The 25,458-nt window shown below is 64.3% G+C and carries 25 protein-coding genes; 13 read left to right on the top strand and 12 right to left on the bottom strand.

Annotation, left to right across the window (positions count from 1 at the left end; translation table 11 throughout):
- Positions 1-4 precede the first annotated feature (4 nt).
- Positions 5-838 (bottom strand): NAD-dependent epimerase/dehydratase family protein, encoded by an 834-nt coding sequence (locus UC32_RS13325; protein WP_082072115.1) that lies wholly within the window; start codon positions 836-838, stop codon positions 5-7.
- Positions 839-938: 100 nt separating this feature from the next.
- Between UC32_RS13325 and UC32_RS13320 the strand changes: the two genes are divergently transcribed.
- The 11 genes from UC32_RS13320 (at position 939) to UC32_RS13270 (ending at position 12,520) form a co-directional block, all read left to right on the top strand.
- Positions 939-2,264: an ABC transporter substrate-binding protein gene (locus UC32_RS13320; RefSeq protein WP_045731677.1), complete on the top strand. Its 1,326-nt coding sequence runs from the start codon at positions 939-941 to the stop codon at positions 2,262-2,264.
- A complete protein-coding gene (locus tag UC32_RS13315) occupies positions 2,261-3,211 on the top strand; it encodes a carbohydrate ABC transporter permease (RefSeq protein ID WP_045731676.1) in 951 nt (316 codons plus the stop codon). Before UC32_RS13320 ends, UC32_RS13315 begins: the two co-directional genes overlap by 4 nt.
- A complete protein-coding gene (locus UC32_RS13310) occupies positions 3,208-4,119 on the top strand; it encodes a carbohydrate ABC transporter permease (RefSeq protein WP_045731675.1) in 912 nt (303 codons plus the stop codon). Before UC32_RS13315 ends, UC32_RS13310 begins: the two co-directional genes overlap by 4 nt.
- 35 nt (positions 4,120-4,154) lie before the next feature.
- Positions 4,155-5,444 (top strand): glucarate dehydratase family protein, encoded by a 1,290-nt coding sequence (locus tag UC32_RS13305; RefSeq protein WP_045731674.1) that lies wholly within the window; start codon positions 4,155-4,157, stop codon positions 5,442-5,444.
- On the top strand, positions 5,438-6,625 hold the full coding sequence (locus UC32_RS13300) for a hypothetical protein (protein ID WP_045731673.1): 1,188 nt from the start codon (positions 5,438-5,440) through the stop codon (positions 6,623-6,625). Before UC32_RS13305 ends, UC32_RS13300 begins: the two co-directional genes overlap by 7 nt.
- Before the next feature lie 79 nt (positions 6,626-6,704).
- Complete coding sequence (locus UC32_RS13295) at positions 6,705-7,736, top strand: NADPH:quinone reductase (RefSeq protein ID WP_045731672.1); 1,032 nt, start codon at positions 6,705-6,707, stop codon at positions 7,734-7,736.
- 162 nt (positions 7,737-7,898) lie between these two features.
- Positions 7,899-9,605 (top strand): peptidoglycan D,D-transpeptidase FtsI family protein, encoded by a 1,707-nt coding sequence (locus UC32_RS13290; protein WP_235423666.1) that lies wholly within the window; start codon positions 7,899-7,901, stop codon positions 9,603-9,605.
- A gap of 46 nt (positions 9,606-9,651) precedes the next feature.
- Positions 9,652-10,344: a histidine phosphatase family protein gene (locus UC32_RS13285; protein WP_045731670.1), complete on the top strand. Its 693-nt coding sequence runs from the start codon at positions 9,652-9,654 to the stop codon at positions 10,342-10,344.
- Between the two features lie 23 nt (positions 10,345-10,367).
- The gene (locus tag UC32_RS13280; RefSeq protein WP_045731669.1) at positions 10,368-10,919 is read left to right on the top strand and encodes a DUF3090 domain-containing protein; all 552 of its coding nucleotides are present in this window, start codon (positions 10,368-10,370) and stop codon (positions 10,917-10,919) included.
- Positions 10,919-11,683: an SCO1664 family protein gene (locus tag UC32_RS13275; RefSeq protein WP_045731668.1), complete on the top strand. Its 765-nt coding sequence runs from the start codon at positions 10,919-10,921 to the stop codon at positions 11,681-11,683. Before UC32_RS13280 ends, UC32_RS13275 begins: the two co-directional genes overlap by 1 nt.
- 300 nt (positions 11,684-11,983) lie before the next feature.
- Complete coding sequence (locus tag UC32_RS13270; protein WP_235423662.1) at positions 11,984-12,520, top strand: hypothetical protein; 537 nt, start codon at positions 11,984-11,986, stop codon at positions 12,518-12,520.
- A gap of 401 nt (positions 12,521-12,921) precedes the next feature.
- On the opposite strand, the gene UC32_RS13265 is transcribed toward UC32_RS13270, so the two are convergent.
- The 11 genes from UC32_RS13265 to UC32_RS13215 all read right to left on the bottom strand — a co-directional run bounded on the left by UC32_RS13265 (position 12,922) and on the right by UC32_RS13215 (position 23,797).
- Positions 12,922-13,320: a hypothetical protein gene (locus UC32_RS13265; RefSeq protein ID WP_045731666.1), complete on the bottom strand. Its 399-nt coding sequence runs from the start codon at positions 13,318-13,320 to the stop codon at positions 12,922-12,924.
- Positions 13,321-13,380: 60 nt separating this feature from the next.
- Entirely contained in the window at positions 13,381-14,127 is a 747-nt protein-coding gene (locus UC32_RS13260; RefSeq protein ID WP_045731665.1) for a PspA/IM30 family protein, read from the bottom strand.
- A 122-nt stretch (positions 14,128-14,249) separates the two neighbouring features.
- The gene (locus UC32_RS13255; protein ID WP_045731664.1) at positions 14,250-14,828 is read right to left on the bottom strand and encodes a hypothetical protein; all 579 of its coding nucleotides are present in this window, start codon (positions 14,826-14,828) and stop codon (positions 14,250-14,252) included.
- A gap of 270 nt (positions 14,829-15,098) precedes the next feature.
- A complete protein-coding gene (nrdF, locus tag UC32_RS13250; RefSeq protein WP_015937302.1) occupies positions 15,099-16,073 on the bottom strand; it encodes a class 1b ribonucleoside-diphosphate reductase subunit beta in 975 nt (324 codons plus the stop codon).
- Complete coding sequence (locus UC32_RS13245) at positions 16,070-16,861, bottom strand: NUMOD3 domain-containing DNA-binding protein (RefSeq protein ID WP_045731663.1); 792 nt, start codon at positions 16,859-16,861, stop codon at positions 16,070-16,072. Before UC32_RS13245 ends, nrdF begins: the two co-directional genes overlap by 4 nt.
- Before the next feature lie 32 nt (positions 16,862-16,893).
- Positions 16,894-19,014 (bottom strand): class 1b ribonucleoside-diphosphate reductase subunit alpha, encoded by a 2,121-nt coding sequence (gene nrdE, locus UC32_RS13240; RefSeq protein ID WP_045731708.1) that lies wholly within the window; start codon positions 19,012-19,014, stop codon positions 16,894-16,896.
- A 20-nt stretch (positions 19,015-19,034) separates the two neighbouring features.
- A complete protein-coding gene (gene nrdI, locus UC32_RS13235; RefSeq protein WP_045731707.1) occupies positions 19,035-19,505 on the bottom strand; it encodes a class Ib ribonucleoside-diphosphate reductase assembly flavoprotein NrdI in 471 nt (156 codons plus the stop codon).
- A 103-nt stretch (positions 19,506-19,608) separates the two neighbouring features.
- Positions 19,609-19,854 (bottom strand): glutaredoxin-like protein NrdH, encoded by a 246-nt coding sequence (gene nrdH / locus UC32_RS13230; protein ID WP_015937305.1) that lies wholly within the window; start codon positions 19,852-19,854, stop codon positions 19,609-19,611.
- Between the two features lie 399 nt (positions 19,855-20,253).
- A complete protein-coding gene (locus UC32_RS13225) occupies positions 20,254-21,624 on the bottom strand; it encodes a class I SAM-dependent methyltransferase (protein WP_200896384.1) in 1,371 nt (456 codons plus the stop codon).
- A complete protein-coding gene (locus UC32_RS13220) occupies positions 21,621-22,385 on the bottom strand; it encodes a DUF1365 domain-containing protein (protein ID WP_045731705.1) in 765 nt (254 codons plus the stop codon). Before UC32_RS13220 ends, UC32_RS13225 begins: the two co-directional genes overlap by 4 nt.
- Positions 22,386-22,399: 14 nt before the next feature.
- Positions 22,400-23,797, bottom strand: coding sequence for an NAD(P)/FAD-dependent oxidoreductase (locus tag UC32_RS13215; protein WP_045731662.1), 1,398 nt, complete (start codon positions 23,795-23,797; stop codon positions 22,400-22,402).
- Between the two features lie 158 nt (positions 23,798-23,955).
- Between UC32_RS13215 and UC32_RS13210 the strand changes: the two genes are divergently transcribed.
- Together UC32_RS13210 and UC32_RS13205 are read left to right on the top strand one after the other, a co-directional pair.
- On the top strand, positions 23,956-24,873 hold the full coding sequence (locus UC32_RS13210) for a LysR family transcriptional regulator (RefSeq protein WP_045731661.1): 918 nt from the start codon (positions 23,956-23,958) through the stop codon (positions 24,871-24,873).
- A gap of 45 nt (positions 24,874-24,918) precedes the next feature.
- Positions 24,919-25,425, top strand: a complete 507-nt coding sequence (locus UC32_RS13205) for a DUF2004 domain-containing protein (protein ID WP_015937310.1) — start codon at positions 24,919-24,921, stop codon at positions 25,423-25,425.
- Positions 25,426-25,458: the final 33 nt, after the last annotated feature.

The following is a 25,458-nucleotide window of genomic DNA, read 5'->3' as shown; positions in this document are numbered from 1 at the left end:
AACATCATTTGGCTGCCAGGGCCGGGTAGTTGTCCATTCCTACCTTATGGCCGCTGCCGGCCCATGCCCCGCCAAGAAGCGCGGCGAACCCGTCTTCCGTGGCAGTGTCGATGCCGCCAGCGAACACCTCGGCATCGTCCTGCGGCTCGAAGCCAATGGCGCGGCCAGCTTCCAGGTTGGCCCATCCGCGCGTGTTCGCCGATACCGCCCAGACCACATGATGGCCCGGCGCGCCCCTGTCACTGAGGGTGGCCTGCACCAGGCGGAACGAATCCGCAGGGGACAGCCACGAACCCAGCGTCCGCACGTTGCCCGGCCGTTCACCGCCGGTACCAATCCGGGCACTGACCACTTTCATGCCGAACTTGTCTGCGTAGAGGCTCCCCAGCGCCTCCACCGCCGCCTTGCTGACGCCATAGTAGGTGTCCGGACGCGGGGTAAGCACCACGTCCGGAGCCGCGGCCGCGGTCGGATGGAACCCCACGGCGTGCGTGGAGCTCGCCAGGAGGACGCGTTCGACGCCGTTGCGCCGTGCCGCTTCGAGGGTCACCTGGGTGCCGGTGATGTTCGTCAGCACGATCTCCTCCCAGGTTTTTTCACGGTGCAGTCCGCCCAGGTGCACCACGGCCGTGGTTCCCTCCAGCGCGGCGTTCATGAAGGTGGGGTCAGTTACCGAGCCGACGTGCATCGTTTCGTTCTGCAGCAGCCGGGGGGCTTCGGCCAGGTCCAGGAGCCGGACGGCGTAGCCGGCTTCCGCGAGGTAGGGCCGCAGCAGCGTGGCCATCATTCCGGCGCCGCCGGTAATCGCGATGCGGGCGCCCGTGGATTCTGCGGACAAGATTCCTCCAGTTGTTGACAGCCTGTGATCCTAATCATACTCTCGTGAAGTACGTTTCACATAGTAACAGGCATTCATATATGTAAAAAGGAGAATCAGAGTGGATTCGAAAGTGAAGACCCGTTCCCGCACTGCCGTGGCCCTGACAGTGGCGTCCGCAGCGCTACTGACCGGATGTGCCGGCGGCAGCGCGGCACCGGCGGCAAAGGACGACGGGCAGCCCATTGAAGTCTGGGCACGCGCCGGGACCGACGCCGCCACCACCTACGCGGCGATGTTCAAGGAGTTCACTGACAAGACCGGCGTGCAGGTCAACTTCCAGGGTGTCCCCGACCTTGACCAGCAGCTGCAGACCAGGGCCGCTTCCAAGAAGTTGCCGGATATCGTCATCAACGACTCCGCGGCCCTGGGCAACTACACCTCGCAGGGCTACCTCCAGAAGATCGACAAGTCTTCGGTGGCGGGCAACGACACCATCGCCGACTCCCTGTGGAACGAAACCACGGGCCTGGACGGCGCCACCTACGGCGTGCCGTTCTCCCGCCAAACCATGGTGACCATGATCCGCAAGGACTGGCGCGAGAAGCTCGGCCTGCCCATCCCCACCACCCAGGAAGAACTGGCAAAGCTCGCCACCGCCTTTGCCACGCAGGACCCGGACGGCAACGGCCAGGCAGACACCTACGGCATGACCGTTCCGGGCTCCACCGAACGCGGCTACCTCGGCTGGTGGGCCTCTTCCTACCTGTGGCAGGACGGCGGCTCCTACCTCAAGGACGAGGGCAGCGGAAAGTTCTCCGCCTCCGCATCCTCGGCGAAGGACGGCGTCACCTGGATCAAGCAGCAGTTCTGCACACCCGGCAACACCCAGCCCGGCGCACTGACCGCGGCCACCAGCGTCGCCTCCCCCTTCTTCCAGACAGGTAAGGCCGGAATCATCCTCACCGGACCTTACAACTTCTCCTCGTTTGATACCGCGCTTGGGAAAGACGCCTACGAAGTCATCGAAAGCCCCAAGGGCACCGAGGACAATACGGTCCTCGCGGAGGGTGAAAACATCTACGTCACGGCCAGCAACGGCAAACCGGACCAGACCAAGAAGGTCATCGACTTCCTGGTATCGGCCGATGGCCAGAAGTCAGGCATGACAGCCGGCAAGCAGCCGGTGGTCCGGGTTCCGGTGAACTCCGGCGTCGACGCCGCCGCCGTCTACAACGATCCGCGGTGGGCCGTTGTCCAGGACGCCCTCAAGAATTCATCCAAGGCATTCCCCTCCGCCATCAACTTCGTACCCATCAAGCAGGCCGCCGCCGAGGCCCTGAACAAGATCGTCTCAGACTGCGGAGCGGACAACATCACGTCCGGACTCAAGGATCTGGATGCTGCCATCGACAACGAGCTCGAAAGCCAGAACGCCAAGTCATGACCACCACACCGACAAGGCCGGCGAGCCTTCCGGCCCCGGCCCGGCGTAACGGCCCGGCTCCGCAAAGCAAGGTGCGCCGCAACGCTAAACAGGCGCTGGCCATCTGGCTCTTCCTGGTGCCGGCCGCCGTGCTGGGGCTGTACTTCAAGTTCATCCCGATGGCGGAGGGCATCAGGCTGAGCTTCTTCAAGGTCCAGCCGTTCCTGGGCGATGTGTTCGTGGGATTCGACAACTACCTTTCCGTGCTGACCGATGCCCGGTTCATGGAAGCACTGGGACACACTGTGGTACTCGGCGCCACCCAAACGCTGGGCGCGCTGGTAGTGGGCTTTGTGCTGGCACTGCTCCTGGAGGGCCAAGCCCGCTCCCTGTGGATCCTGCGCACCACCATCTTCCTTCCGGTGGTGACGGCGCTGGCCGTGGTCGGCGAAATCTGGCGCATCCTCTACTTCCCCACCGCTGACGGGCCGCTGAACAGCATCCTCGGCTGGGTGGGACTCGGACCCCTCCAGTTCCTCAATGGGACGGACACCGCGCTCTGGTCCATCGCCGTCGTGGGTATCTGGTCCGGTGCGCCATACAACATGGTGATTATCCTCGCCGGCCTCACCGGCGTCGACCGCTCACTCTACGAGTCCGCCGGAGTGGATGGCGCCACGATCTGGCAACGCCTGCGGTACATCACCCTCCCGGCGCTTCGCCCCTCGCTGGTCATCGTCCTGACCCTCGCCGCTATCCGCAGCCTCCGCAGCTTTACCGAGGTCTACGTGCTCACGGGCGGCGGCCCCGCCGGCTCAACGGAAGTCTGGATGACACGCATGTACTCACTCGGATTCCAGCGCAATGACATCGGTGTGGCATCCGCGGCCGCGGTGCTCCTGCTGGTGGTCACCCTGCTGCTGACCGTCGGCACCCAACTCCTGGCCAAGAGGAAGGCAGCACGATGAGCCAGACTGCTGTGAAAACCACACAACGCACCCCAAAACCGTCCGCCGGCGCCCGCTTCGATACCGCACTGGGCTGGTCGCCCCGGTTCGGGCCGAACATGGCCCTCCGGATAGTCCTGTGCGCCCTGGTGTTCTGCATCTTCGCGCTGCCCTTCGTGGCCATCATCTCGGGCGCCTTTGACCGCAATTCCAGCCCCACGGACATTTCCCTGCTGCCCAAAACCTTCACGCTGCAGAACTTTGAAGCCGCCCGGCAACAGGGCCTGTGGGGCTACCTGCTCAACTCCCTGGTAGTGGCAGGAGGCGGGCTCCTCCTGCAAATGACCGTCTCCGTCTTTGCGGCCTACAGCCTGAGCCGGAAGAAATTCCGGGGCCAGGCACTGGTACTGCTCCTTGTCCTCATGACGATGATGCTCCCGGAAGAAATCATCGGCATCCCGCTGTCGCTGGTGCTGGGCGATCTCCCGCTCCTCGGAATCAGCCTGCGGGGCACGGTGCTGGCTGTCATCCTCCCCGTCGGGATCTGGGGATTCTCCATCTTCATCATGAGCGAGTTCATGAAGGACATCCCGGCCGAGATCGAGGAAGCAGCCCGCCTGGACGGCGTCGGCGAATTCAGGATGCTGTTCGCCATCATCCTGCCGCTGTGCAAACCCGCCCTCGGCGTAATTGGAATCTTTGGCTTCATGATGGTGTGGGACCAGTACCTCCTCCCCCTGATCGCCGCCAACGATCCCAGCGACTACACCCTGACCGTGGCGCTCGCGGTCCTCCGCAATGACACCACGGTGGGCCCGGGCGTCCTGCTCGCCGGCGCACTGATGGCCATGATCCCCAGCCTCCTTGTCTACCTCTTCCTGCAACGGTCCATGATCCGTGGCATCACCTCAGGCGCCACCAAGGGCTAGGGCCTGTACCGCCTCCCACATACGAAAGAAGCTCAATGACCGCCAGCACCACCGTTACGGCACCTTCGACGCCCACGGCTACCGACCTCGCAATCACAGACATCACCATCACCCCCATCGCCTTCTCCGATCCGCCGCTGCTGAACGCCGTAGGAGTCCACGAACCCCTGGTCCACCGGGTGGTCATCGAAGTGCGGACCGCCAACGGCCTCCTCGGCCTGGGTGAATGCTCGGGAGGCAGCAACCGCCTTATAAACCTGGCGGCGGGAGCCAACGCCATCAAAGGTGTCAGCATTTTCGAAACCACCAGGATGGAACAACTCATCAACCAGGCCCTGGACCCGGGGCTCGGCGCATTTGAACGCGCCGCAGTGTTCTCCGCCTTCGAGGTAGCCGCACTGGACATCCAGGGGCACGCCACAGGCCGGACCGTCAGTGAACTGCTCGGCGGCACCGTCCGCGACGAGGTCCCCTTCAGCGCCTACCTCTTCTACAAATGGGCAGAACATCCCGCGCTGGACGGCAAGCCCGCCATCACCGATGGATGGGGCGAAGCCCTGGACCCGGCAGGGATCGTCCGGCAGGCAAAGAAAATGATCTCCGAGTACGGCTTCAAATCCATCAAGCTCAAGGGCGGAGTCTTCCCTCCCGCGCAGGAAATCGAAGCCATCCGGGCACTGCGGGAGGCGTTCCCCGAAATGCCGCTGCGCCTTGATCCGAACACCGCCTGGACAGTGGAAACATCCCGGTGGGTTGCCCGCGAAACGGATGGCCTGCTCGAGTACCTGGAGGATCCCACCCCGGGCCTTGAAGGGATGGGCGAGGTAGCGGCCACGGCGGCAATGCCCCTGGCCACCAACATGTGCGTGGTGGCTTTCGAGCACATCCGCCGCAGCGTCGAACTCGGCTCCGTCCAGGTCATTCTCGGTGACCACCACTACTGGGGCGGCCTCCGCCATACACGGGAACTGGGCGCCATCTGCGAAACGTTCGGGCTGGGACTGTCCATGCATTCAAACTCCCACCTGGGCATCAGCCTCGCGGCGATGGTCCACGTGGCCGCCGCCACCCCAGCCCTCACCTACGCCTGCGACACCCACTACCCGTGGAACGGGCACAACGACGTGGTCAAGCCCGGCACGTTGCGTTTCGTGGACGGCAGCGTCCGCGTCCCCACCGGCACCGGATTGGGCATTGAACTGGACCGTCAAAAGCTCGCCGAACTGCACCAGCAGTATTTGGACGCCCGCATGACGGCCAGGGACGACACCGGGTACATGCAGCGGTTCGTCCCCGAATACACCGCGGAACTGCCGCGGTGGTAGGCGCCGAAACTCCACACGTCACGGGCTACCTCTATCCCTGGGACGTACTCGGCGACCCGCAGGCGGCCGGCTGGGTCAAAAATACGGGTGTGGACCGGGTGGCGCTGGCCGCCGCCTACCATTCGGTACGGGCGGGGACGCCGCGGCACCCTGCCCGGCGGGTGGTGGACGCCCGTTCCGCAGCCCTTTACGTTCCTGCGGGCGAGGCATTCCGGGACGACGCCCTGATCCCGGGCAGTGCGGCAGGGTGGACGGGGAGAGAAAACTCCTTCGGGGCCGCCGCCGCGCAGTTGCGGAAGGCCGGACTTCCCGTGGATGCGTGGACGGTCCTGACCCATTCGAGTGCTGTCGGCAGCCGGAATCCCGGGCTGTGCGTGCAGAATGCCTTCGGCGACGTGTATACGTATGCGCTGTGCCCGTCCCAGCCACGGGTCCGCAGATACGCCGCGTCGCTGGTGGAACAGGTCCTTATGGAAGGAAAGCCTGACGGACTGGTCCTGGAAGCTGTGGGAGCCTTGGGATTCGGCCATCAGAACCGGCATGAAAAGACTGAAGGGGCCGAGTACTCGCCCTGGGTGCAGGCGCTGCTTTCCCTCTGCTTCTGCGATGCCTGCACCGAAACCTGTAGGTCGCGCGGCCTGGACGTGGCCGGGCTCCGCTCCCGTGTGCAGGAGCTGGTCCTTGCCGCAGACGATCCGAACATGACACCGGCTGGGGCCCGCGAGGCCGCAGAATTCGTGCCGCTGCTGCAGGTCCGGTGGGACGCCGCTGCAACCCTGCTGGACGGGTGTCTTGGTGCAGTGGAATCAAGCGGCTTGAGCCTGCGCCTGTCCATTCATGCCACGCCCGACCCCTGGGCCACGGGCCCCTTCGTGCCGGCGGAGGTGCTGCGCCGGAGCCGGCTCTGGCCAGCGGCCGGTGACCTCACCGCCGTCGTGCCCTGCTGGGGAGAAGCCGCTCAGTGCTCCGAATGGCTGGAAGCCATGGCGGACACGGGCGTACGCACGGGAGCCTACGTCCTGGCTCTACCGCCGAAGACGTACGACGGCGGCGGGCTGGCTTCGGAGTGGCGCGCCCTTGCGGAGGCGGGAGCCGGCGAACTCCACGTCTATCACCTGGGGCTGGCCTCGAACCGCCGGCTTGGCGCCATCGGCGGAGCGGTCACCATGCTCCGCCAATGACGGAGCAGTGCGGCGCACTGGTGTTCGGTAGGTTGGTGCCGTACGGCAGGGCCAGATTTCGTCGAGGCATGGAGAACAAGTGAAAGCGATCGTATACGAAGAGACCGGCGCGTCGTCGGTGCTGCAACTGCAGGACAAGCCACTAAGCGATCCGGGTCCCGGCGAGGTCCGGGTCCGGCTGGTTGTTTCCGGGGTGAATCCCACGGATTGGAAGTCCCGCGCCGGCAGCGGGCAGGGCAGCACGAAGCTGAAGGCGCCAAAGGTTCCGAACCAGGACGGCGCGGGAATTGTAGACGCCGTCGGTCCCGGGGTGACGGGCTTCAGCGCCGGTGACCGCGTCTGGCTTTGGGACGTGGCCTGGGGCAGCGACGAAGGTACGGCCCAGGAGTATGCCGTTGTTCCCTCGGCAAAAGTGGTTGCCCTTCCCGCTGGTGAATCCTTTGACACCGGTGCCTCCCTGGGCATCCCGGCCCTGACAGCGCACAGGGCCCTGACCTCCAGTGAACATGGACCCGGCCGTCTCTCCCCCGGATCGTTGACCGGACGGACCGTCCTCGTCACCGGCGGTGCAGGAGCCGTAAGCCACGCCGCAATCCAGCTGGCCCGCTGGGCCGGAGCTACCGTGATAACCACCGTCAGCGACGACCGGAAAGCCGGCCTCGCACGCCTCGCAGGAGCGCATCATGTGCTCAACTACCGCACCGAAGACGTAGTTGGCGCTGTCAACGCCTTGGTTCCGGAGGGCGTGGACACCATCGTGGACGTCAACGCACCGGCGAACCTGGCATCCGACGTCGAGATCCTCAAGCCGTGCGGGACCATCGCCATCTACGCGGCGAATCCCGGCGAATCGGTGGCAGTGCCCGTCAGGGAAAGCATGGGCAAGAACATCCGGTACCAGTTCATCCTGACCTACACCGTCACTGATGGGCAGAAGCAGGATGCGGTGGCTTCCGTGGCCGAGGCGCTCGCGGCAGGCGCGCTTCGCGTCGGTGAGGACCACGGCCTGCCGCTGACACGTTTCCCGCTTGCGGAAACCGCATCGGCGCACGACGCCGTCGAGCAAGGGGCCATCGGGAAGGTGCTCATCGACGTCGCGCCGCTTCCCTGACGGACGGTTCCGCGGCGGCCGGGCGTGCCAAATCTCACATTCCCGGCCACGCCGGACCGCCGGGGGCCGCCGTGCGGGGACCGCGGCTAACGTGGACGGGTGCGAATCCATGACGTGTCCAGCCCGCGATCCACCGCCCGCGTCCGCTTGGGATTCTGCTTCATGGTGGCGCTGCTCCTGGTGGTCGCCGGCCGGGTGTTCGTGGTCCAGGGCTTTGATCCCGAGAGTTACGCGTCCAAGGCTGCGGACCGGCGGACCCAGGTATCCGCGCTCGCCTCCGAGCGTGGCGCCATCCTGGACATGAACGGCACGGTCCTGGCCCAAAGCACCGTCCGCTACGACATCGTGGGCACACCAAAGGTCAACACCACCACGGAGACTTTTCGTCAGGTCGACGATTCCGGCACGGTACGCACGGTCACCCGGGACCAGGGCCTCCAGGAACTGGCCAACCTCCTGGAGATGCCTGAGCCCGAAGTCCGTGAACTCATGACCGGCGATGCCCTGTTCACCTATCTCGCCAAAGCAGTGGACCCCGGCGTCGAACGGGCGGTTATGGACCTGGGCGTTCCTGGCGTGGAGTCGAGGCCGGTCAAGAAGCGTGCGTACCCGCAAGGGGCGGTGGCCGGCAGCATAGTTGGCTTCACCAATGACCAAGGCGGCGCCGCCGGCCTCGAACTGACCCTGGACGAACAGCTGACGGGCCGGGATGGCGAACGGACCTACCAGACCGGCGCCGACGGGATCATCATCCCCACCGCTCCCCTGGAGGTGGTGCCTGCCACCAACGGACAGTCGGTCAAGCTCACCATCGACACCGATCTGCAGTACGCGGCGCAGGAAGCGCTGGAAGCCCAGGCCGGAAAGCTCAGCGCCGACTGGGCAAACCTGATCGTGGTCGAAGCCAAGACCGGCAAGATCCGGGCCATGGCGGAAACCAATTCGGTCGACCCCAACGACCCCGGAGCCACCGCACCGGAAGACCGCGGGGCGCGGTCCGTGCAGGCCGCCATTGAGCCAGGGTCAACCGAAAAGGCCATCACCGCAGCGGCCGCCATCGAAGAAGGGCTCGTTAGCCCCGATTCCCGCCTCGTCATTCCGTCCGGGTACACAGTGAACGGGCAGTTCTTCAAGGATTCCTTCGAGCACGGCACGGAGAAACGGACCTTTGCAGGCGTCATCGGTTCCTCGATGAACACGGGCACCGTCATGGTTGGCCAGGACCTGAGCCGGGAACAGCGCTATGACTACCTCAAAAAGTTCGGCGTCGGCTCCAGCACGGGAATTCCCCTCCCCGGCGAATCCGCGGGGCTCCTGGCCAAGCCGGACCAGTGGGACGGCCGGCAGGAATTCGCCGTCCTCTTCGGCCAGGGCGTATCGCAGACTCCCCTGCAAACCACCATGGCGTTCCAGGCAATCGCCAACGACGGCGTCCTGCTCAAGCCGCGGCTGATCGAGTCCTACCTCGACCCGGACGGCACCGAACACCCGGTAGAAGCGGAGTCCGGCAGCAGGGCGGTCAGCGAAGCGACGGCACGGCAAACACGCGACATCCTCGAGAGTGTCGTTACCGCTGGTGGCGCCAAGGACATCAAGGTTCCGGGGTACCGGGTTGGCGGCAAGACCGGCACTGCCGAAGCCGTGGCCGATTCGGGCAAGGGCCTGGACGGCTATACAGCTTCGTTTGTGGGCATGGCACCGATGGATGATCCGCAGTACGTCGTCATGGTCAATGTCCAGCGGCCGGCCGGGAACATCTACGGAATTTCCACGGCGCCGGTATTCAACAACATCATGACCAGGGTCCTCAGCAAATTCGATGTCCCCCCGTCCAGGACCCCGTCAGTCAGCCTGCCCCAGAAGTACTGAAGCATGTGCAGCCGGTTGGACGGGCCAGTCTGGTTAGGCTGGGTGGATGGCAACAGTTATCCTTGTGCGGCACGGCCGCACCACCGCCAACGCGTCCGGGATCCTGGCCGGGCGGGCTGCCGGCGTGGGCCTGGACCAGACCGGACTTGGGCAGGCGGCTCTTGCCGGAGACCGCCTGGCCGTATTGCCCCTGGCGGGGGTGGTGTCCAGTCCGCTTGAGCGCTGCCGGGAAACCGCCCAGTTCATCCTTGGGCGCCAGGCAGGCAGTCCCGCCGCGCCGGTCGAAGCCGACCTCACGGAATGTGACTACGGGCAGTGGCAGGGCCGCAAACTCAGTGACCTCGCCACCGAAGACCTGTGGAGTGCAGTGCAGTCTCAACCGTCCACTGTTATCTTCCCGGGCGGTGAATCAATGGCTGGGATGCAGGCCCGGTCAGTGGCAGCAATCAGGCGCCATGACGCGGCCTTTGAAGCCAGTCACGGCCCGGGAGCCGTGTGGGTGGCAGTGAGCCACGGCGACATCATCAAATCAATCCTGGCCGACGCGCTTGGCATGCATCTGGACCTCTTCCAGCGCATCAACGTGGGTCCTGCCTCCATCTCGATAGTGCACTACGGTCCGGCGCGGCCAAGCGTCCACGCCACCAACACCGATGCAGGGGATCTCGGGTGGCTCGCCCACGGGATCACTTCCGGCGATACGCCGGTGGGCGGCGGCGCGGGACAGGCTGCCACGTAGGCCCATGTGCCTAAAATACTGATATGCCCACACTTTTTCACGAATTTGCCTGGCCTGACCGGGTGGTCATCGGCACCATCGGCGTCCCGGGGGCACGCACGTTCTATCTGCAGGTCCGCATGGGTAAACAGATAGTCAGTATCGCGTTGGAGAAGCAGCAGTCAGCCGAGCTGGCGGAAAAGATCGACGACATCCTCGATCAGCTCGGCACCATCGAGGGCAATCCGTTCAGCGTTCCCGCAGGTACACCCGTGGAACTGGTTGACAATGACCAGCTCGAGACGGTCGAGGAGCAGTTCCGGACGGGCGCCATGAGCCTGGGCTGGGACCCGGCAACCGCGCAGATCGTCATTGAGGCCTACCCCATTATCGAGATCGATGCTGATGCCGGCGAGATACCCGACGTGGACGACGCCGAAGTCCCCGAGATGCTGCTGGTACGGATGCCGGTGGGTACCGCACGCGCATTCGCCAAGCGCACGCGTGAGATCGTGGGCGCCGGGCGCCCCGCCTGCCCGCTCTGCGGCTACCCCGTAGACCCCGAAGGGCACGTCTGCACCCTGCCCGAGGCCTGATGCCCGCCGACCTGTCCGCCGGCGCACTGACCCTCACCGGGAGAATCACGACGGCGTCGAATGCCACCTTCGTGGGGAGCATCGGCGACACGACCGTTGTCTACAAGCCGATCGCCGGAGAGAAACCGCTGTGGGACTTTCCCGACGGTTTCCTCGCCCACCGGGAGGTCGCCGCTTACCTGGTCTCGGAGGCATTCGGCTGGAACATCGTGCCGCGCACCTGGCTGCGGGACGGTCCGCTGGGTGAGGGGATGGTGCAGCTGTGGCAGGAGCCGGACCCCGACCAGAAGGCGGTGGACATCTTCTCTCCGGAGGACGCGCCCGGGACCGGTTGGCGCCACGTCCTCGAAGGCGAGGATGAGACCGGACGGGAAGTCGCCCTCCTCCACGAGGACTCTTTGGCGCTGAGGCGCATGGCCGTGTTCGACGTCGTGGTGAATAATGCCGACCGCAAGGGCGGCCACATCCTCGCCATCGCCGGCGGGCACCGGCACGGCGTGGACCACGGGCTGACCTTCCACACGGACCACAAGTTGCGCACGGTGCTGTGGGGCTGGCTGGGCGATGACCTGAGCAACGAGGAGCTGCAGGGAATTGAGCGGGTCGCCAAGGGCCTGGACGGGGACCTGGGCCGGGACCTCGCGGACCTGCTCAGCGACGATGAAATCGCATCCCTTGCCATGCGCTGTACCCGGTTGCGCTCCGCGGGCCGGTTTCCGGCTCCGAGGGGCGGCATGCCCGCGGTCCCGTGGCCGCTGTTCTAGGGCGATACATCACTTCGCCGGCGCGTGCGGCTGCTTCCACCAGGTCTTCTTGAGGTGAGCAAGGACCTGGGTAGTCCGACGTGGCCACCGACGGGCGCGTGGCTAGACTGGGTGGGTTAGGACGGATTGGGGGATCCACGGCGGTTCGCCGCTTCCGCTGGTCAGTCACAGCCAGCGCAGCAAAGGACTCGGATGACCTTCTTCCAGGATTTGCCCGTACCCGAACCGCCCCGCCGTGGCCGCACCGTCCGATACGTTCCACCCGAATGGGCTGGCGCCCCACGACATGAGCTGCCAGATGTGGTCCATCTTGGCCGGTTCCTGCACCGGTCCCCGGCCTTCATTATGGCGGTCGAGTCGGTCAAGGTGTACTCCACCGGCTGCCTTTTCGATCTGTCGTGGAAGTTGCGCCGGCGGAACGAGAGCGACGAGCAGTGGGACGAACTGAACGCATCGTTCTTCTCCCAACCGCACGCCAGATGGGCCAGGCCCCGTCAGCCCCTGGCAACACTGCTCTGCGGGGTCCAGCTTGCTGACGGATCCAAAGCCTCTTCCGGGGCGATGCTCAACAGGCCTCATCCAGCGCCGAACGCACCTAGTCCGGACCCTCCGGTGCTCCTCTTCCAGGGACAGGGCGGTAACGGTGGAGACGACGAGATGTCCTCCAGCGGAACGCTCTGGCTGTGGCCGCTGCCGCCAGCCGGGGACCTGCGACTGGTCACCCAGTGGACCGACATGGGTATGCCCGAGACCTCCATCACCCTCGACGGCGGGCACCTCCGGGACGCCGCCGCACGCGTTCAGCCGTACTGGCCCGAGGAGGACCAGCAGCAATGAACCCACTCGACAACCCGGTCCTGTTCGCGGTCTTCGCATGGGGACATGGCCGCCGGAGATCCCAGAAGGCGGTTACCGAACTGCCCGGGCAAGGACAGTAGCGTGAAGCGAAGGAGGTCACCGTCCTGGCCTTTAACCGAGGTGTGGGCCTGGCTTGTTGCCATTCTCGTCGTCCTGATATTTCTCCTGCCATGGTCCCTCCTCTGGGTGGGACGCTGTGTTGACTACGCGCCAGGCTACGGAGAAAGCTTCTGTGAAAGTGGCCCAGTGATTGGCGTCCCGGCAGCGACTGTCATAGCAGTCCTGTCTCTTCTTCTGATCCTGTACTGCCTGTACCGGATAGTCCGCATCCTGATTCAACGCAAGAGAAACTGACACTCGCCAATGCAACCATGAAAGGCTTAGGAGGCTGCGGACTCCACGGTTTCCCGGATTCTCCGAAGCGTTTGCGGCCTTGCTGCGATCTCGATAGACCCGCCATCTGATTCGGCACTGACGACCTGGAAACCGGGCGGCACATTATGCCGGTTGTCGTCGCGATCCGCATACCGCGGCGCTGAAAAGGCGGTAAGTCCGGTCAGAGCCTTCATGCGGCCAATATGTACAAGGTCTTCGTATATGGCTGGCTGGAAATCGATCCGGCCCGGCGCCGGATCGGCGATGCCCATCTGCCAGATGGTGCTGAGCGAACCGGGCCTCGCGTCGGGATACCGCAGGAACATGAGCGCCTGTCCCCGGTCGTCGAGTCGGGCGTCGGTCTTCCGGAACCGCCTCTGCGCGAACAACGTAAGTGCGGCCACCGCCAGTCCCTAGAGGATGCCGTTGGCGACTGCGGTGCAGGATAGAGTGCCCGAGAACCTTCAGTTACCCGGTGCTGTCCCCTGGCCGTCGATGGCTTTCCGGTCCATCGATTTGAGGGCAGCGAGGCGGGCTTCCACTTCGGTCTGCTCCCCGAGGTCTTCAAGGGAGGCGAACTGGGCGTCCAGGGAAGAGGCAGCGAGTTCCTGCTGGCCGCGGACAGTTGCTTCCTGGCGACGGATGCTTTCCTCGTACCGGCCAATGGCCGACGTCGGGTCTCCGGTGTCGAGGGCTTTGAGGGCGTCGCTGACCTGGGACTGGGTGGCGGCGACCCTGGCCCGGTTGACCAGCTCGTTGCGCTTGGCGGTCAGTTCGCCGAGCTTGCCGCGCATCTGGTCCAGGCCGTTCTTCAGCTTGTCGACCACCTCGTTTTGAGCCGCCAGGCCCGGCGCCTGGGCCTTGGCGGTGGTCTCGGCGGACATCTGTCGCTGAAGCGCAAGCCGGGCGAGGGCGTCGAACTTGTCCGCGTCGCTGTTGCCGGCGGCCCGGAACTCGTCTGCCTTGCGGGAGGCTGCGATGGCCTTATTGCCCCAGGAGTTCGCGTCCTCAATTGCCCGTTTGTGGTCGTTCTCGGCCATCCGGAGGTTACCGATGGTCTGTGCGATGGCGGCCTCGGCTTCACGGATGTTGTTCGAGTAGTCGCGGACCATCTGGTCCAGCATCTTCTGCGGGTCCTCCGCGGAGTCCAGGACGGCATTCAGGTTGGCTTTGGCGAGCTGGGCAACGCGGGCGAAAATACTCTGCTTCACAGGGGTCTTTCTCTTGGGGACGGCATTCGCATCCTACGTGTCCGGCGGCGGCCGCGGCCAATGCCCTCCACAGCAGTAACGGATGGAGGTAGGTCTCACCATCCGCGATGTTCATGTAGCGCCTACTGGCCAATGGCCACTTTCTGGGCCCCGCACGTGAGCTGCAGGCCGGTGGCATCACTGTGCAGCTGGCAGTCCTGGTCCTTCACCCGGGGCCAGCCACCCAGCTCGTCAGCGCGGCGTGCCCACTGGTAATGGAGATCGTCGTGCAGGGTGTAGATGTCGACGGTGTCCCCGTCGAAACCGTCCTGGACCAGGAGAACGGACTGGCCGTCAGCAGCCGCGACTTTCACATCATCGCCGATACCTACTGCGCCGAGGATCGCGAAGATGAGGACGATGCCGAGGAAGGGCAGTGCCGCGGCGGCGGCCAGTCCCGTCATCCAGCCAACCGTGCGCCGCAGGATCTTCTTAGGGATGCGGCCGATCAGTGAAGGGACCACGAGTAGCAGCCCCGCGGCGGCCAGAAAGGAAGCCACGATCATTAGCCCGTAGACAACGTTGGACGCCCGCACTCCGATGTACAGGAGCAAGCCTTGGTCAGCAGCGGCGCGGTCCGCAACGTGCAGCCCCAGGCCACCTCCGGTCACAACGGCGGCAGCCAACAGCAAGGCAACACCCCAGATCTCGCGGCGTTTCACGGGCCGCCTGGACTGGCAACTGTCGGCACGTCAGCCCGATTCCGCACATCCTCCATCGACCGTGCCATCGCGACGTGGAGCGCATGAAAAATTGCACGGCTCATGGACTGAAGCCTATCTGGCTCCAACCACTCACTGAGTCAACTCCAAAGAGGGCACCGGAATCAGGGCATCATCTCAGACCTTCGCCCGTCGTCGAATAGAAGCAGATGGCCCCCGGAGTATCCCGGGGGCCATCAGCTTATGTCTGTGCTGTTGAAGACGAAGAGACTAGAAGTCCCAGTCCTCGTCCTCGGTGTTCACGGCCTTGCCGATCACATAGGAGGAACCGGACCCGGAGAAGAAGTCGTGGTTCTCGTCCGCGTTCGGGGACAGGGCCGAGAGGATGGCCGGGTTCACGTCGGTGACGGAAGCCGGGAACATGGCCTCGTAGCCCAGGTTCATCAGCGCCTTGTTGGCGTTGTAGTGCAGGAACTTCTTGACGTCCTCGGCCAGCCCGACGCCGTCGTACAGGTCATGCGTGTACTGGACCTCGTTCTCGTACAGCTCGAAGAGCAGTTCGAACGTGTAGTCCTTGATTTCCTGGCGGCGTTCCTCGGAGACGGTCTCCAGCGCGCGCTGGAACTTGTAGCCGATGTAGTAGCCGTGCACGGCTTCGTCGCGGATGATCAGGCGGATCAGGTCGGCGGTGTTCGTCAGCTTGGCCCGTGAGGACCAGTACATGGGCAGGTAGAAGCCCGAGTAGAACAGGAAGCTCTCCAGCAGGGTGGAGGCCACCTTGCGCTTCAGGGGGTCGTCACCCTGGTAGTAGTCCATGACGATCTGGGCCTTCTTCTGAAGGTTCTCGTTCTCGGTGGACCAGCGGAACGCCTCGTCGATCTCCTTGGTGGAGGCCAGCGTGGAGAAGATCGAGGAGTAGCTCTTGGCGTGCACGGACTCCATGAACGCGATGTTCGTGTAGACGGCTTCCTCATGCGGTGTGAGGGCGTCCGGGATCAGGGAGACGGCGCCGACGGTGCCCTGGATGGTGTCCAGCAGGGTCAGGCCGGTGAACACGCGCATGGTCAGCTGCTGCTCGACAGGGGTCAGCGTGTTCCACGACTGGACGTCGTTGGACAGCGGCACCTTCTCCGGCAGCCAGAAGTTGTTCACCAGGCGGTTCCAGACGTCCACGTCCTTATCGTCCTGGATGCGGTTCCAGTTGATGGCCTCGACGTGGCTAAGGAGCTTTACTTTCTCGGTCATGACTCCGACTCGCTTTCTGAAGAGAGACTTGGTTTGGCTGAGTCCTCGACGCAGTACTTGCAGTCGGCTTTCTCGATGCCTTTGTTGATGTGATGTCTGGTGTGTGCGTTTCGCTGGCTGGAAGGCATTGGCCGGCCCTTCCGTACTGCCGACATTTTCGCACGGGTTTCGGCGCTGGCCTTCTTCCCGAAGTTCGGGTTCCCGGCGCCCTTCTTGGCCTCGGAAAGCAACTGTCGGGTTTCGGCTGAAACCGTATGCCGAAAGCTTGGATGCTCCGCTCCGAACCTGCCATAATTCGGGTTGGCCGTGCCGGAATTCGTGCCTTTGCGGTCCTGGGACCACCTGTTGCGCTGCTCTAGGCTGTGCTTTCCGCCGTAGAAGGGGTTCGCTGCGCCCGGCCGGCTCGACCCCTTACGACCGGTGCCGCGGACACTGGCAGCTTCCCGCATCTCCTCAGTCCACACAACTCCCGTGGGACCAAGGCCGCCATCGGAAAGATTCAGCAGGCGATCGCCCTCGCGGCGCAGGTAGCTGATCCAGTCCATCTCGGCCTGGCCCAGATCCTGCAAGCCCTCGATCCAATCCACTTCGTCCGCGATCAGGTCGGCGGGATCGTGCTTGCGGACCCAATCGTAAAACGGCATTTTTCGGCCCTCCGCTGCTGCCCGGAGGTGTTGATGGAAACGACGACTGGCCGTCTTGGTAGTGATACCGACGTAGCGGTACTCGACCTCCCGCCGAAGCCGGATGCCGTAGACCAAGCCGCCTGTCGCCGTCGTCGTTTCCATTTCTCCCCTAGAAGAAAATCAACTTATTATGGTTACAACATGCAGGAAACGCAGTTTTCCACTTCCGTTCCCTCCAGCGCGAGCTGGCGGAGACGGATGTAGTAGATGGTCTTGATGCCCTTCTTCCAGGCGTAGATCTGGGCCTTGTTGATGTCGCGGGTGGTGGCGGTGTCCTTGAAGAACAGCGTCAGCGACAGGCCCTGGTCCACGTGCTGGGTGGCAGCTGCGTAGGTGTCGATGACCTTCTCGTAGCCGATCTCGTACGCGTCCTGGTAGTACTCCAGGTTGTCGTTGGTGAGGTAGGGCGCCGGGTAGTACACGCGGCCCAGCTTGCCTTCCTTGCGGATCTCAATCTTGGACGCCACCGGGTGGATGGAGGAGGTGGAGTTGTTGATGTAAGAGATCGAGCCGGTGGGCGGAACAGCCTGCAGGTTCTGGTTGTAGATGCCGTGCTCCATGACGGAAGCCTTCAGCGCCAGCCAGTCAGCCTGCGTGGGGATGTGCACGTCCTTGAAGAGCTCGCGGACCTTTTCGGTCTGCGGCACCCATTCCTGCTCCGTGTACTTGTCGAAGAACTCACCCGAGGCGTACTTGGACTTCTCGAAGCCGCCGAACGTCTGGCCGGTCTCGATGGCCAGCAGGTTGGAGGCGCGGACAGCGTGGAACACCACCGAGTAGAAGTAGATGTTGGTGAAGTCCAGGCCCTCTTCCGAACCGTAGTGGACCCGTTCGCGGGCCAGGTAGCCGTGCAGGTTCATCTGGCCGAGGCCGATGGCGTGGCTCTGGTCGTTGCCCTTGGCGATGGACGGCACCGAGGTGATGTTGGACATGTCGGACACTGCGGACAGTGAACGGATGGCCGTCTCGATGGTCAGGCCAAAGTCCGGCGAATCCATGGTCTTCGCGATGTTCAGCGAGCCCAGGTTGCAGGAGATGTCCTTGCCGGTGTCATCGTAGGACAGGTCATCGTGGTACGTGGTGGGCTGGGAAACCTGGAGGATCTCCGAGCACAGGTTGGACATGATGATCTTGCCGTCAATCGGGTTGGCCCGGTTCACGGTGTCCTCGAACATGATGTACGGGTAGCCGGACTCGAACTGGATCTCGGCAAGGGTCTGGAAGAACTCGCGGGCCTTGATCTTGGTCTTCTTGATCCGGGAGTCGTCCACCATCTCGTAGTACTTCTCGGTGACCGAGACGTCGGAGAACGGCATGCCGTAGACCTTTTCGACGTCGTAGGGCGAGAACAGGTACATGTCCTCGTCCTTCTTGGCCAGCTCGAACGTGATGTCCGGGATGACGACGCCCAGCGAGAGGGTCTTGATGCGGATCTTCTCATCCGCATTCTCGCGCTTGGTGTCCAGGAACCGGTAGATGTCCGGGTGGTGCGCGTGCAGGTACACGGCACCGGCACCCTGGCGGGCACCGAGCTGGTTGGCGTAGGAGAAGCTGTCCTCGAGGAGCTTCATCACGGGGATGACGCCGGAGGACTGGTTCTCGATCTGCTTGATGGGCGCGCCCACCTCACGGATGTTGGTCAGCGCAAACGCCACACCGCCGCCACGCTTGGACAGCTGCAGGGCGGAGTTGATGGACCGGCCGATCGATTCCATGTTGTCTTCGATGCGCAGCAGGAAGCAGGAGACCAGCTCTCCGCGCTGCTTCTTGCCGGCGTTCAGGAACGTGGGCGTGGCCGGCTGGAAGCGGCCGTCGATGATCTCGTCCACCATCTGGAGGGCAAGCTGCTCGTTGCCGCGGGCCAGGTGCAGGGCCACCATGCACACGCGGTCTTCATAGCGCTCCAGGAAACGCTTGCCGTCGAACGTCTTCAGCGTGTAGGACGTGTAGAACTTGAACGCGCCCAGGAAGGTCTCGAAGCGGAACTTCTTCTTGTACGCGCGGTTGAAGAGATCGCGGATGAAGTTCATCGTGTACTGGTCGAGCGTCTCGCGCTCGTAGTAGTCGTTCTTGACCAGGTACTCGAGCTTCTCTTCCAGGTCGTGGAAGAACACGGTGTTGTTGTTAACGTGCTGCAGGAAGTACTGGTGCGCAGCCTCGCGGTCGGCGCCGAACTGGATCTCTCCGTTCGGGCCGTACAGGTTCAGCATCGCGTTCAGCTCGTGATAGCCCAAACCCTTGTAGGCGGCAGGCATCTCAGGCTTCTGGGCCATGGTTACTTCTGTGTCTGCGACAGTCGTGTCCAAAACGTGTCCAATCCTTGGTTGACCCGGGTGACGTCTTCCGGCGTTCCCATAAGTTCGAATCGATAAAGGTGGGGTACCTGGCATTTGGCGGCAATGATGTCTGCCGCCAGGCAGTAGTTGTCCCCGAAGTTTGTGTTTCCGGCGCCGATCACCCCGCGGAGCAGCTGCCTGTTCTGCGGGTTGTTCAGGAACCGGATGACCTGCTTGGGGACGGACCCCTCTCCCCCGGTGCCACCGTAGGTGGGCACCACCAGCACAAACGGCCGGGTGGCGAGAAGGGGTGCGTCCTTCGCATAAAGCGGGATCCGGGCCACTTCCCGGCCGAGCTTCACAACAAAGCGGCCGGTGTTCTCGGAAGTCGAGGAAAAGTAGATGAGCTGGCTGTCGGTCCGGACTGCGTCGGTTTCATCCGAGGCCCGGACCGGAGGGGACACCTCCACGCGCTGAGCCGCGTGGTTGTGCAGGGCCCTGCGTCCCTGCTGGGCTGCTGGTGCTGCGATGGAAGTCACCTCAGCTGGCTGGTTTGAAGGAAAAGCGGATTCCCTAGGCCACGGAAGAAACTGCGGAGAGCGCCAGTTCCTCGATCTTGTCCGGGCGGAAGCCGGACCAGTGGTCCTGGTCGGTGACTACAACGGGAGCCTGCATGTAGCCCAGCGCCTTCAGGCGGTCGAGCGCCTCGGCGTCCTGGGAGATGTCAACGCTCTGGTAGGTGATGCCCTTTTTATCAAGAGCGCGGTAGGTGGCGTTGCACTGAACACAAGCAGGCTTCGTGTAAACCGTTACGGTCATTGTCCCTGTCCCCTTAGTCGAAATCTTCGCTGGTCCGGTGTCCCCGTCCAAGCTGTATGTCGATACTACATGTAGTGCAGACGCCTCTTAGGAACCCCTAGATGATGTATTACAAGTATGTCATTTAATGCACCGTTAATCCACAGGCGGGCCCCTTCAAAATGTCCGGAATCCCGGCGATTTCGTGGACACCATCCACACCCTGTGGAGTACTTAGCCACATTTAAAGCCCAGCGTGTCGGGGAAAAGACGGCGTGTCGCGGCCGCCGGCGCGACCGTTCCGGACAGACAAAAGGGGGTCCCGAAGTGACCTTCGGAACCCCCTTGGGTGAGCAAACGCACGACGGCGGCAGGCCGGCGTCGTGCGCCCCCCCCAGCTTTCACCCGGGGAAGGTAGCGTTAGAGCTGCGCCTCCCGCCGGTCCAGCACGATCTGCTGGACATCCAGGTAGCCGGACTGGAACCCGGCACGCGAGTAGCAGAGGTAGAACAGCCACATCCGCTGGAACACCGCGTCGAAACCAAGCCCGCCCACCTCGGCGGACCTGGCCAGGAAGCGTTCCTCCCACAGCCGGAGGGTGGCAGCGTAGTGGTCACCCATCCCCATGCGCTCCCGCACGCGGAGGGTGGTGTGCTGCTGCGTGACCCCTTCGATGGCCCGCACGGACGGCAGGAACCCGCCCGGGAAGATGTACTTGTGCACCCAGGTGTAGGCGTTTCGCGTTGCCAGCATCCGGCCGTGGGGCATGGTGATCGCCTGGATGGCCACCTTCCCGCCCGGAGCCAGGACACGGTCGATGGTCTGGAAGTAGATGGGCCAGTACTCGTAGCCCACTGCCTCGATCATCTCCACGGACACCACGGCGTCGTACTCGCCTTCCACCGCACGGTAGTCCTGCAGCGCCACAGTCACCTGGTCGGAGAAACCGGCCTCGGCGATGCGGGCCTGGGCCAGCTCCTGCTGCTCGCTGGAGAGCGTCACGCTGTAAACGGTGGCACCGCGGGCTGCGGCCCGCAGGGCAAGTTCGCCCCACCCGGTGCCGATTTCCAGGAGCCTGGTTCCCTGGCCCACGCCTGCCTTGTCCAGCAGCCTGTCGATCTTCACCTGCTGCGCCTCCGCCAGCACTCCGAAGTCCACTGTCTCCAGCGGTCCCGCAGCCGGGGGGAACAGCGCCGACGAGTAGCTCATGGTGGTGTCAAGGAAGTTGGCGAACAGCTCGTTGGACAGGTCATAGTGCCGTGAGATGTTGCTTCGCGTGTTCTGCTCGGCATTCCGTTCCTGCCGGGGCGTGCGAGGCAGGTACAGGGAGCGGAGCTTCTGCAGCGGCATGGGGATCAGGCTGTCCACGGACGCTGCGAAGACCTCCAGGACGGCGGCCAAATCGCTGGCTTCCCAGTCGCCGGCCATGAAGGATTCGCCCAGTCCGATCAGTCCGTTGTCACCGATCCGGACCTCGAACGCTTCCGGCCGGACCATGGTCATCACCGGCGCGTCGGGTCCGCCAGTGCCCAGGACAGTTCCGTCCGGGTAGGCCACGCGGAGGGGAAGCCGTTTGGCGGCTCCTTTGAACAGCAGGCCTGCCGCCTTGCCTGCCACGGCAGCTTTGGCGCCCGACGGCGGCTGCGCAACTCCCGGCCAGATCTCCGGATCGATGGTGGCGGGCGATGCCGGCACTCCGGTGGGCGTCCAGGCCGCGGGGCCGTTGCCCCCGGCCGGTGCGCCTGCCTTGGGGTGGGCTGCGGCGGTGCCGTTGTCGTCCGTCATTGTCATTGAACTGCCTCCTGTGAGGTGTGGTGTGGCTTGGTGACGACGGGCAGGCGTCTTGCCCAGAGTTTAATGCCCTGCACCCTGATCAGGGCGGATACCAGCAGCGGCGCGGCCGGTACCTGGATGGCGGCAGCGATGATGTTCCTGGCGGTGGCGGGACGCCGCCGCCCGTCCATGGTGGCCACGAAAGGCCGCTGGCCTTCGCGCTCCAGCACGATCGAGACCGCCAGCCGCTCCCCCGGCGCCGGCAGTTTCATCCGGTACTGCCCGTCAATGTCGTTGAAGGGTGAAACGTAGAACGCTTTGGGCACGGACGCCCGGCCCGCCTCATCCGTCCGGAGCAGGTAGCAGTGGCGCTCACCGTACGTGTTGTGCACTTCGGCAATCACGCATTGGAGGCCGCCGTCGCTCCGGTAGCACCAGAACAGGGACAGCGGGTTGAAGACGTAGCCAAAAACCCGGGCGCTGGTAAGCATGTGGATGGCACCGCCGTCCGGCTCGATGCCCTGGGTCCGCAGGTAGCGTTCCACGTTGGCGCGGATGCTGTCTTCAGGGTTGCCCAGGTGGTCGCCGGCGTGGAACCCGGCCAGCGGCCGCAGCAACGCGGGCATGCGGGGCAATCGGTCGACGTCGACGAACCAGCTGTAGCTCCGGTAGGTGAACGCGTTTTTCAGCGGGCTTTGCCGGACGTGTGAAATCGAGGTCCGGTAGATGGCCGGCGCAGGGGCCGCGGCACCATGCGTGGTGGCTGGGGCGGCGTTCATGGCTACACCGTAGCTCACGACGGTTCCGCCGCCCGTGCGAACTCGCGCTCCCCCTCATCGGCAGCATCCGTGGGGCCGGCGTTGACGGGAGCCCACCGGCGGCCCAGCTTTTCCGCGGCGCGGACTCCGGCAAGGGCTCCGTCTTCGTGGAAACCCCACCCAAGGTAGGCGCCGGCAAAGGCGACTTTGCCGTCGCTCAGGGCGGAAATCGCCTCCTGTGCCTTCAGGGATTCGGGCGTGTACTGGGGGTGCTCGTACACCATCCGTTCCAGCACGGTGCCGTCTTCGATGAGATCGGACTCGCCGAGGCTGACGAGGTAGGGGCGGCCGTCCTGCGGTTCAAGACGCTGCAGGCGGGTGAGGTCGTAACTGACCAGGACCCTGTCCGGCCGGGCATCACAGGACGGCAAGCGGTAGTTCCAGGAAGCCCTCGCGTTGTCCGCGGACGGCAGCACGGCCGGGTCGCGGTGGAAGACCGTATGGTTCACGGAGTAGGGCATGCCGCCCAGCGCTTCCTTCTCCTCCGGGGTGGCGTCGGCGAGGAACCCGAGGGCCTGCGCCGGGTGGGTGGCGATCACGACGGCGTCAAAGTCTTCCAGCGTGTCTCCAGCTGTGAGCTCCACGCCTGCGTCGTGGCGCCGGATGGCGGTAACAGGCGTGTTGAGCCGGATATCCGGCAGCGTCGCCGCCAGTTTTTCCACGTACCGCGCCGAGCCGCCGGTAACCGTCCGCCACTGCGGCGAGCCCTTGAGGCCGAGCAGTCCGTGGTGGCCAAGGAAGGTAAACAGGTAGCGGGCAGGGTAGTTCAGTGCCGTGGTGGGATCGCAGGACCACACCGCACTGACCACAGGGGTCATGAAGTGTGAGATGAAGTACTGGCTGAATTTTTCGCGGGCCAGGAAGTCGCCGAGCGTGGGTTCCGGGGTGTGGGCGTGACCGCTGACGGCCGAAACCGGGGCAGTCTTCAGCAATGCGCGGGCTCTGCGGTAGAACCGGGTCACTTCCAGCAGCATCAGCAGGTAGCGTCCCCGCAGCAGGCTTGAAGGCTTGGCTATGATGCCGCGGGCTCCGTCACGTGCCCCCGCGTATTCCAGGCCACAGCCGTCACATCGGATGGACATGCTCATCTCGGAGTCCTGGGTTTCGACCCCGAGCTCTGCGAACAGCCGCAGGAGGGTGGGATAGGTGCGTTCGTTGTGGACGATGAACCCCGTGTCCACACCCATCAGGGAGCCGTCCGGCTGGGGCATGTCGTGGGTGTGGGCGTGCCCGCCAAGGCGGGAATCGGCCTCGAACAAGGTGACGTCGTCCTGCCGGTTGAGGACGTAGGCGGCGGTCAGGCCTGCCACTCCGCTGCCGATGACGGCGACACGCCGCCTCTCGCCCCCACTCGCTGCTGGGTTAGGTGACAATCCACGCTCCTCTGCTGAACATCTGCCGCTGGACGGCTATACAAACGGCAATTCGGCGCCGGACCTGGAGCGGATGGGCGGATTACCGCCCTTTTTGTCCAACCCTACGGGCGCGGCACCCGGACTTAAGGGCACGGCACTCGGAGTACTGTTGGCTGGTGGTCAATCCGGTACACCTGAAGACACTGATGGAGGTCACCCGCCTGGGCTCGTTCGCAGCAGCCGCGGCGACCCTGGGCTATACGGCTTCGGCCGTGTCCCAGCAGATGTCTGCCCTGGAGCGGGACACGGGCACCATCCTTTTCCAGCGTTCGGCGCGCAGCGTGGTGCCTACGGAGGCCGCCGTCGTCATGACCCGGCACGCGGCCAAGGTGCTCACCGACATCGAGGCCCTGATGGCCGCCGCGTCGAAGACCCAGGATGCCGCGAGCCAGGAGCTCCGGCTGGGCATTTTCCCCAGCCTTGCCACCTACGTGCTCCCCCGGATCCTGAAGAATCCGGCCTGGAAGAATCTCGGCATCGATCTCCGCGTCTCCGTGGCTGAACCGGGACAGACCATCCAGGGGCTGCGGGCGGGAGGAGACCTGGACCTCGCAGTGGTTTTCCAGGTGGGGCAGACGGGGGTGGCGTGGCCCGCCACTATTAACAGGCAATGGATTGGCGACGACGACTTCCGGGTGGTCCTTCCGCGCGACTGGGGCTTCCGGCCGGATGCAGGGGTGGCAGCCGAACACCTGTCCGAACTGCCGTGGATCATGCACCATCCGGGCACCAGTGACGCAATGGTGATCGAACGGCTGTTTGCCGGCTGCAACCTCCACCCCCGCGTAGTGGCGCACAGCGACGACTTCCATGCCAGCCTCGAGATGGCGGCCGCCGGGCTGGGTGCAGCGCTGGTCCCCGAACTGGCGCTGCGGAACAAGCCCACCGGCGTCGTGGTGCTCGACGTCCCTGAAATCCGGCTTGCGCGCAACGTTTTCGCGCTCCTGATCAATGACCGGAAAACAGCCAGGGTGCAGCTGTTTGTCGACCTGCTGGCGGAGACGTTGGCCGGGATGCGCACGGCCGTGAATTAGGCCTGAACGCTGGAATGCGCTGCGCCGGGGGGCTATGTTGAATCTATGAACAAGGTAGCCAGCCAGCATTTTGGCGAGATTGAGCTCAATCACGGCAGGGATCACCTCTTCGCCGCCAAACATGAGCTGCGCGGCCACCCGCTCAAGATCGACCTGAATGTCACCGCGCACGACCACTTCGATGAAGCGGCCCTGCGCAAGGTGGACTACCGGCTCCGCTTCCTGCCGGAACTTGTTGACGAGGTGCGCGAGATGATCGCGGAGGAACTCGACCAGGAAGGCACCAGCCCGCAGGAGTACCTGCACTTCCACTGCAACGCCCTCAAGGATGAGCACCTGCAGAAGGTGTTCGGCGTGGAGGAACGCAGCCAGCTCACCAATGACGTCTTCCTCAAGGCCCTGAAGCTGGGCCATCTGGCCATCTACCCCGGGCAGCCTGAGCGCTACTTTGTCCTGGACTTCACCCTGGGCGAGCACTTTACGGACGAGGTGCTGGTCGCCTCGGCCGACGAAGACGGCGTGGTTGACGACGAAATCGTCTGGGAATCCTGACTTATTTTTCTGCGGGTTTCGACGGGCTCAACC

This window comes from Pseudarthrobacter chlorophenolicus, from assembly GCF_000962805.1.
GTDB lineage: Bacteria > Actinomycetota > Actinomycetes > Actinomycetales > Micrococcaceae > Arthrobacter > Arthrobacter chlorophenolicus_A.
Note: the sequence above shows the minus strand (reverse complement) of the source record. Positions and strands in the feature narration are given on the sequence as shown.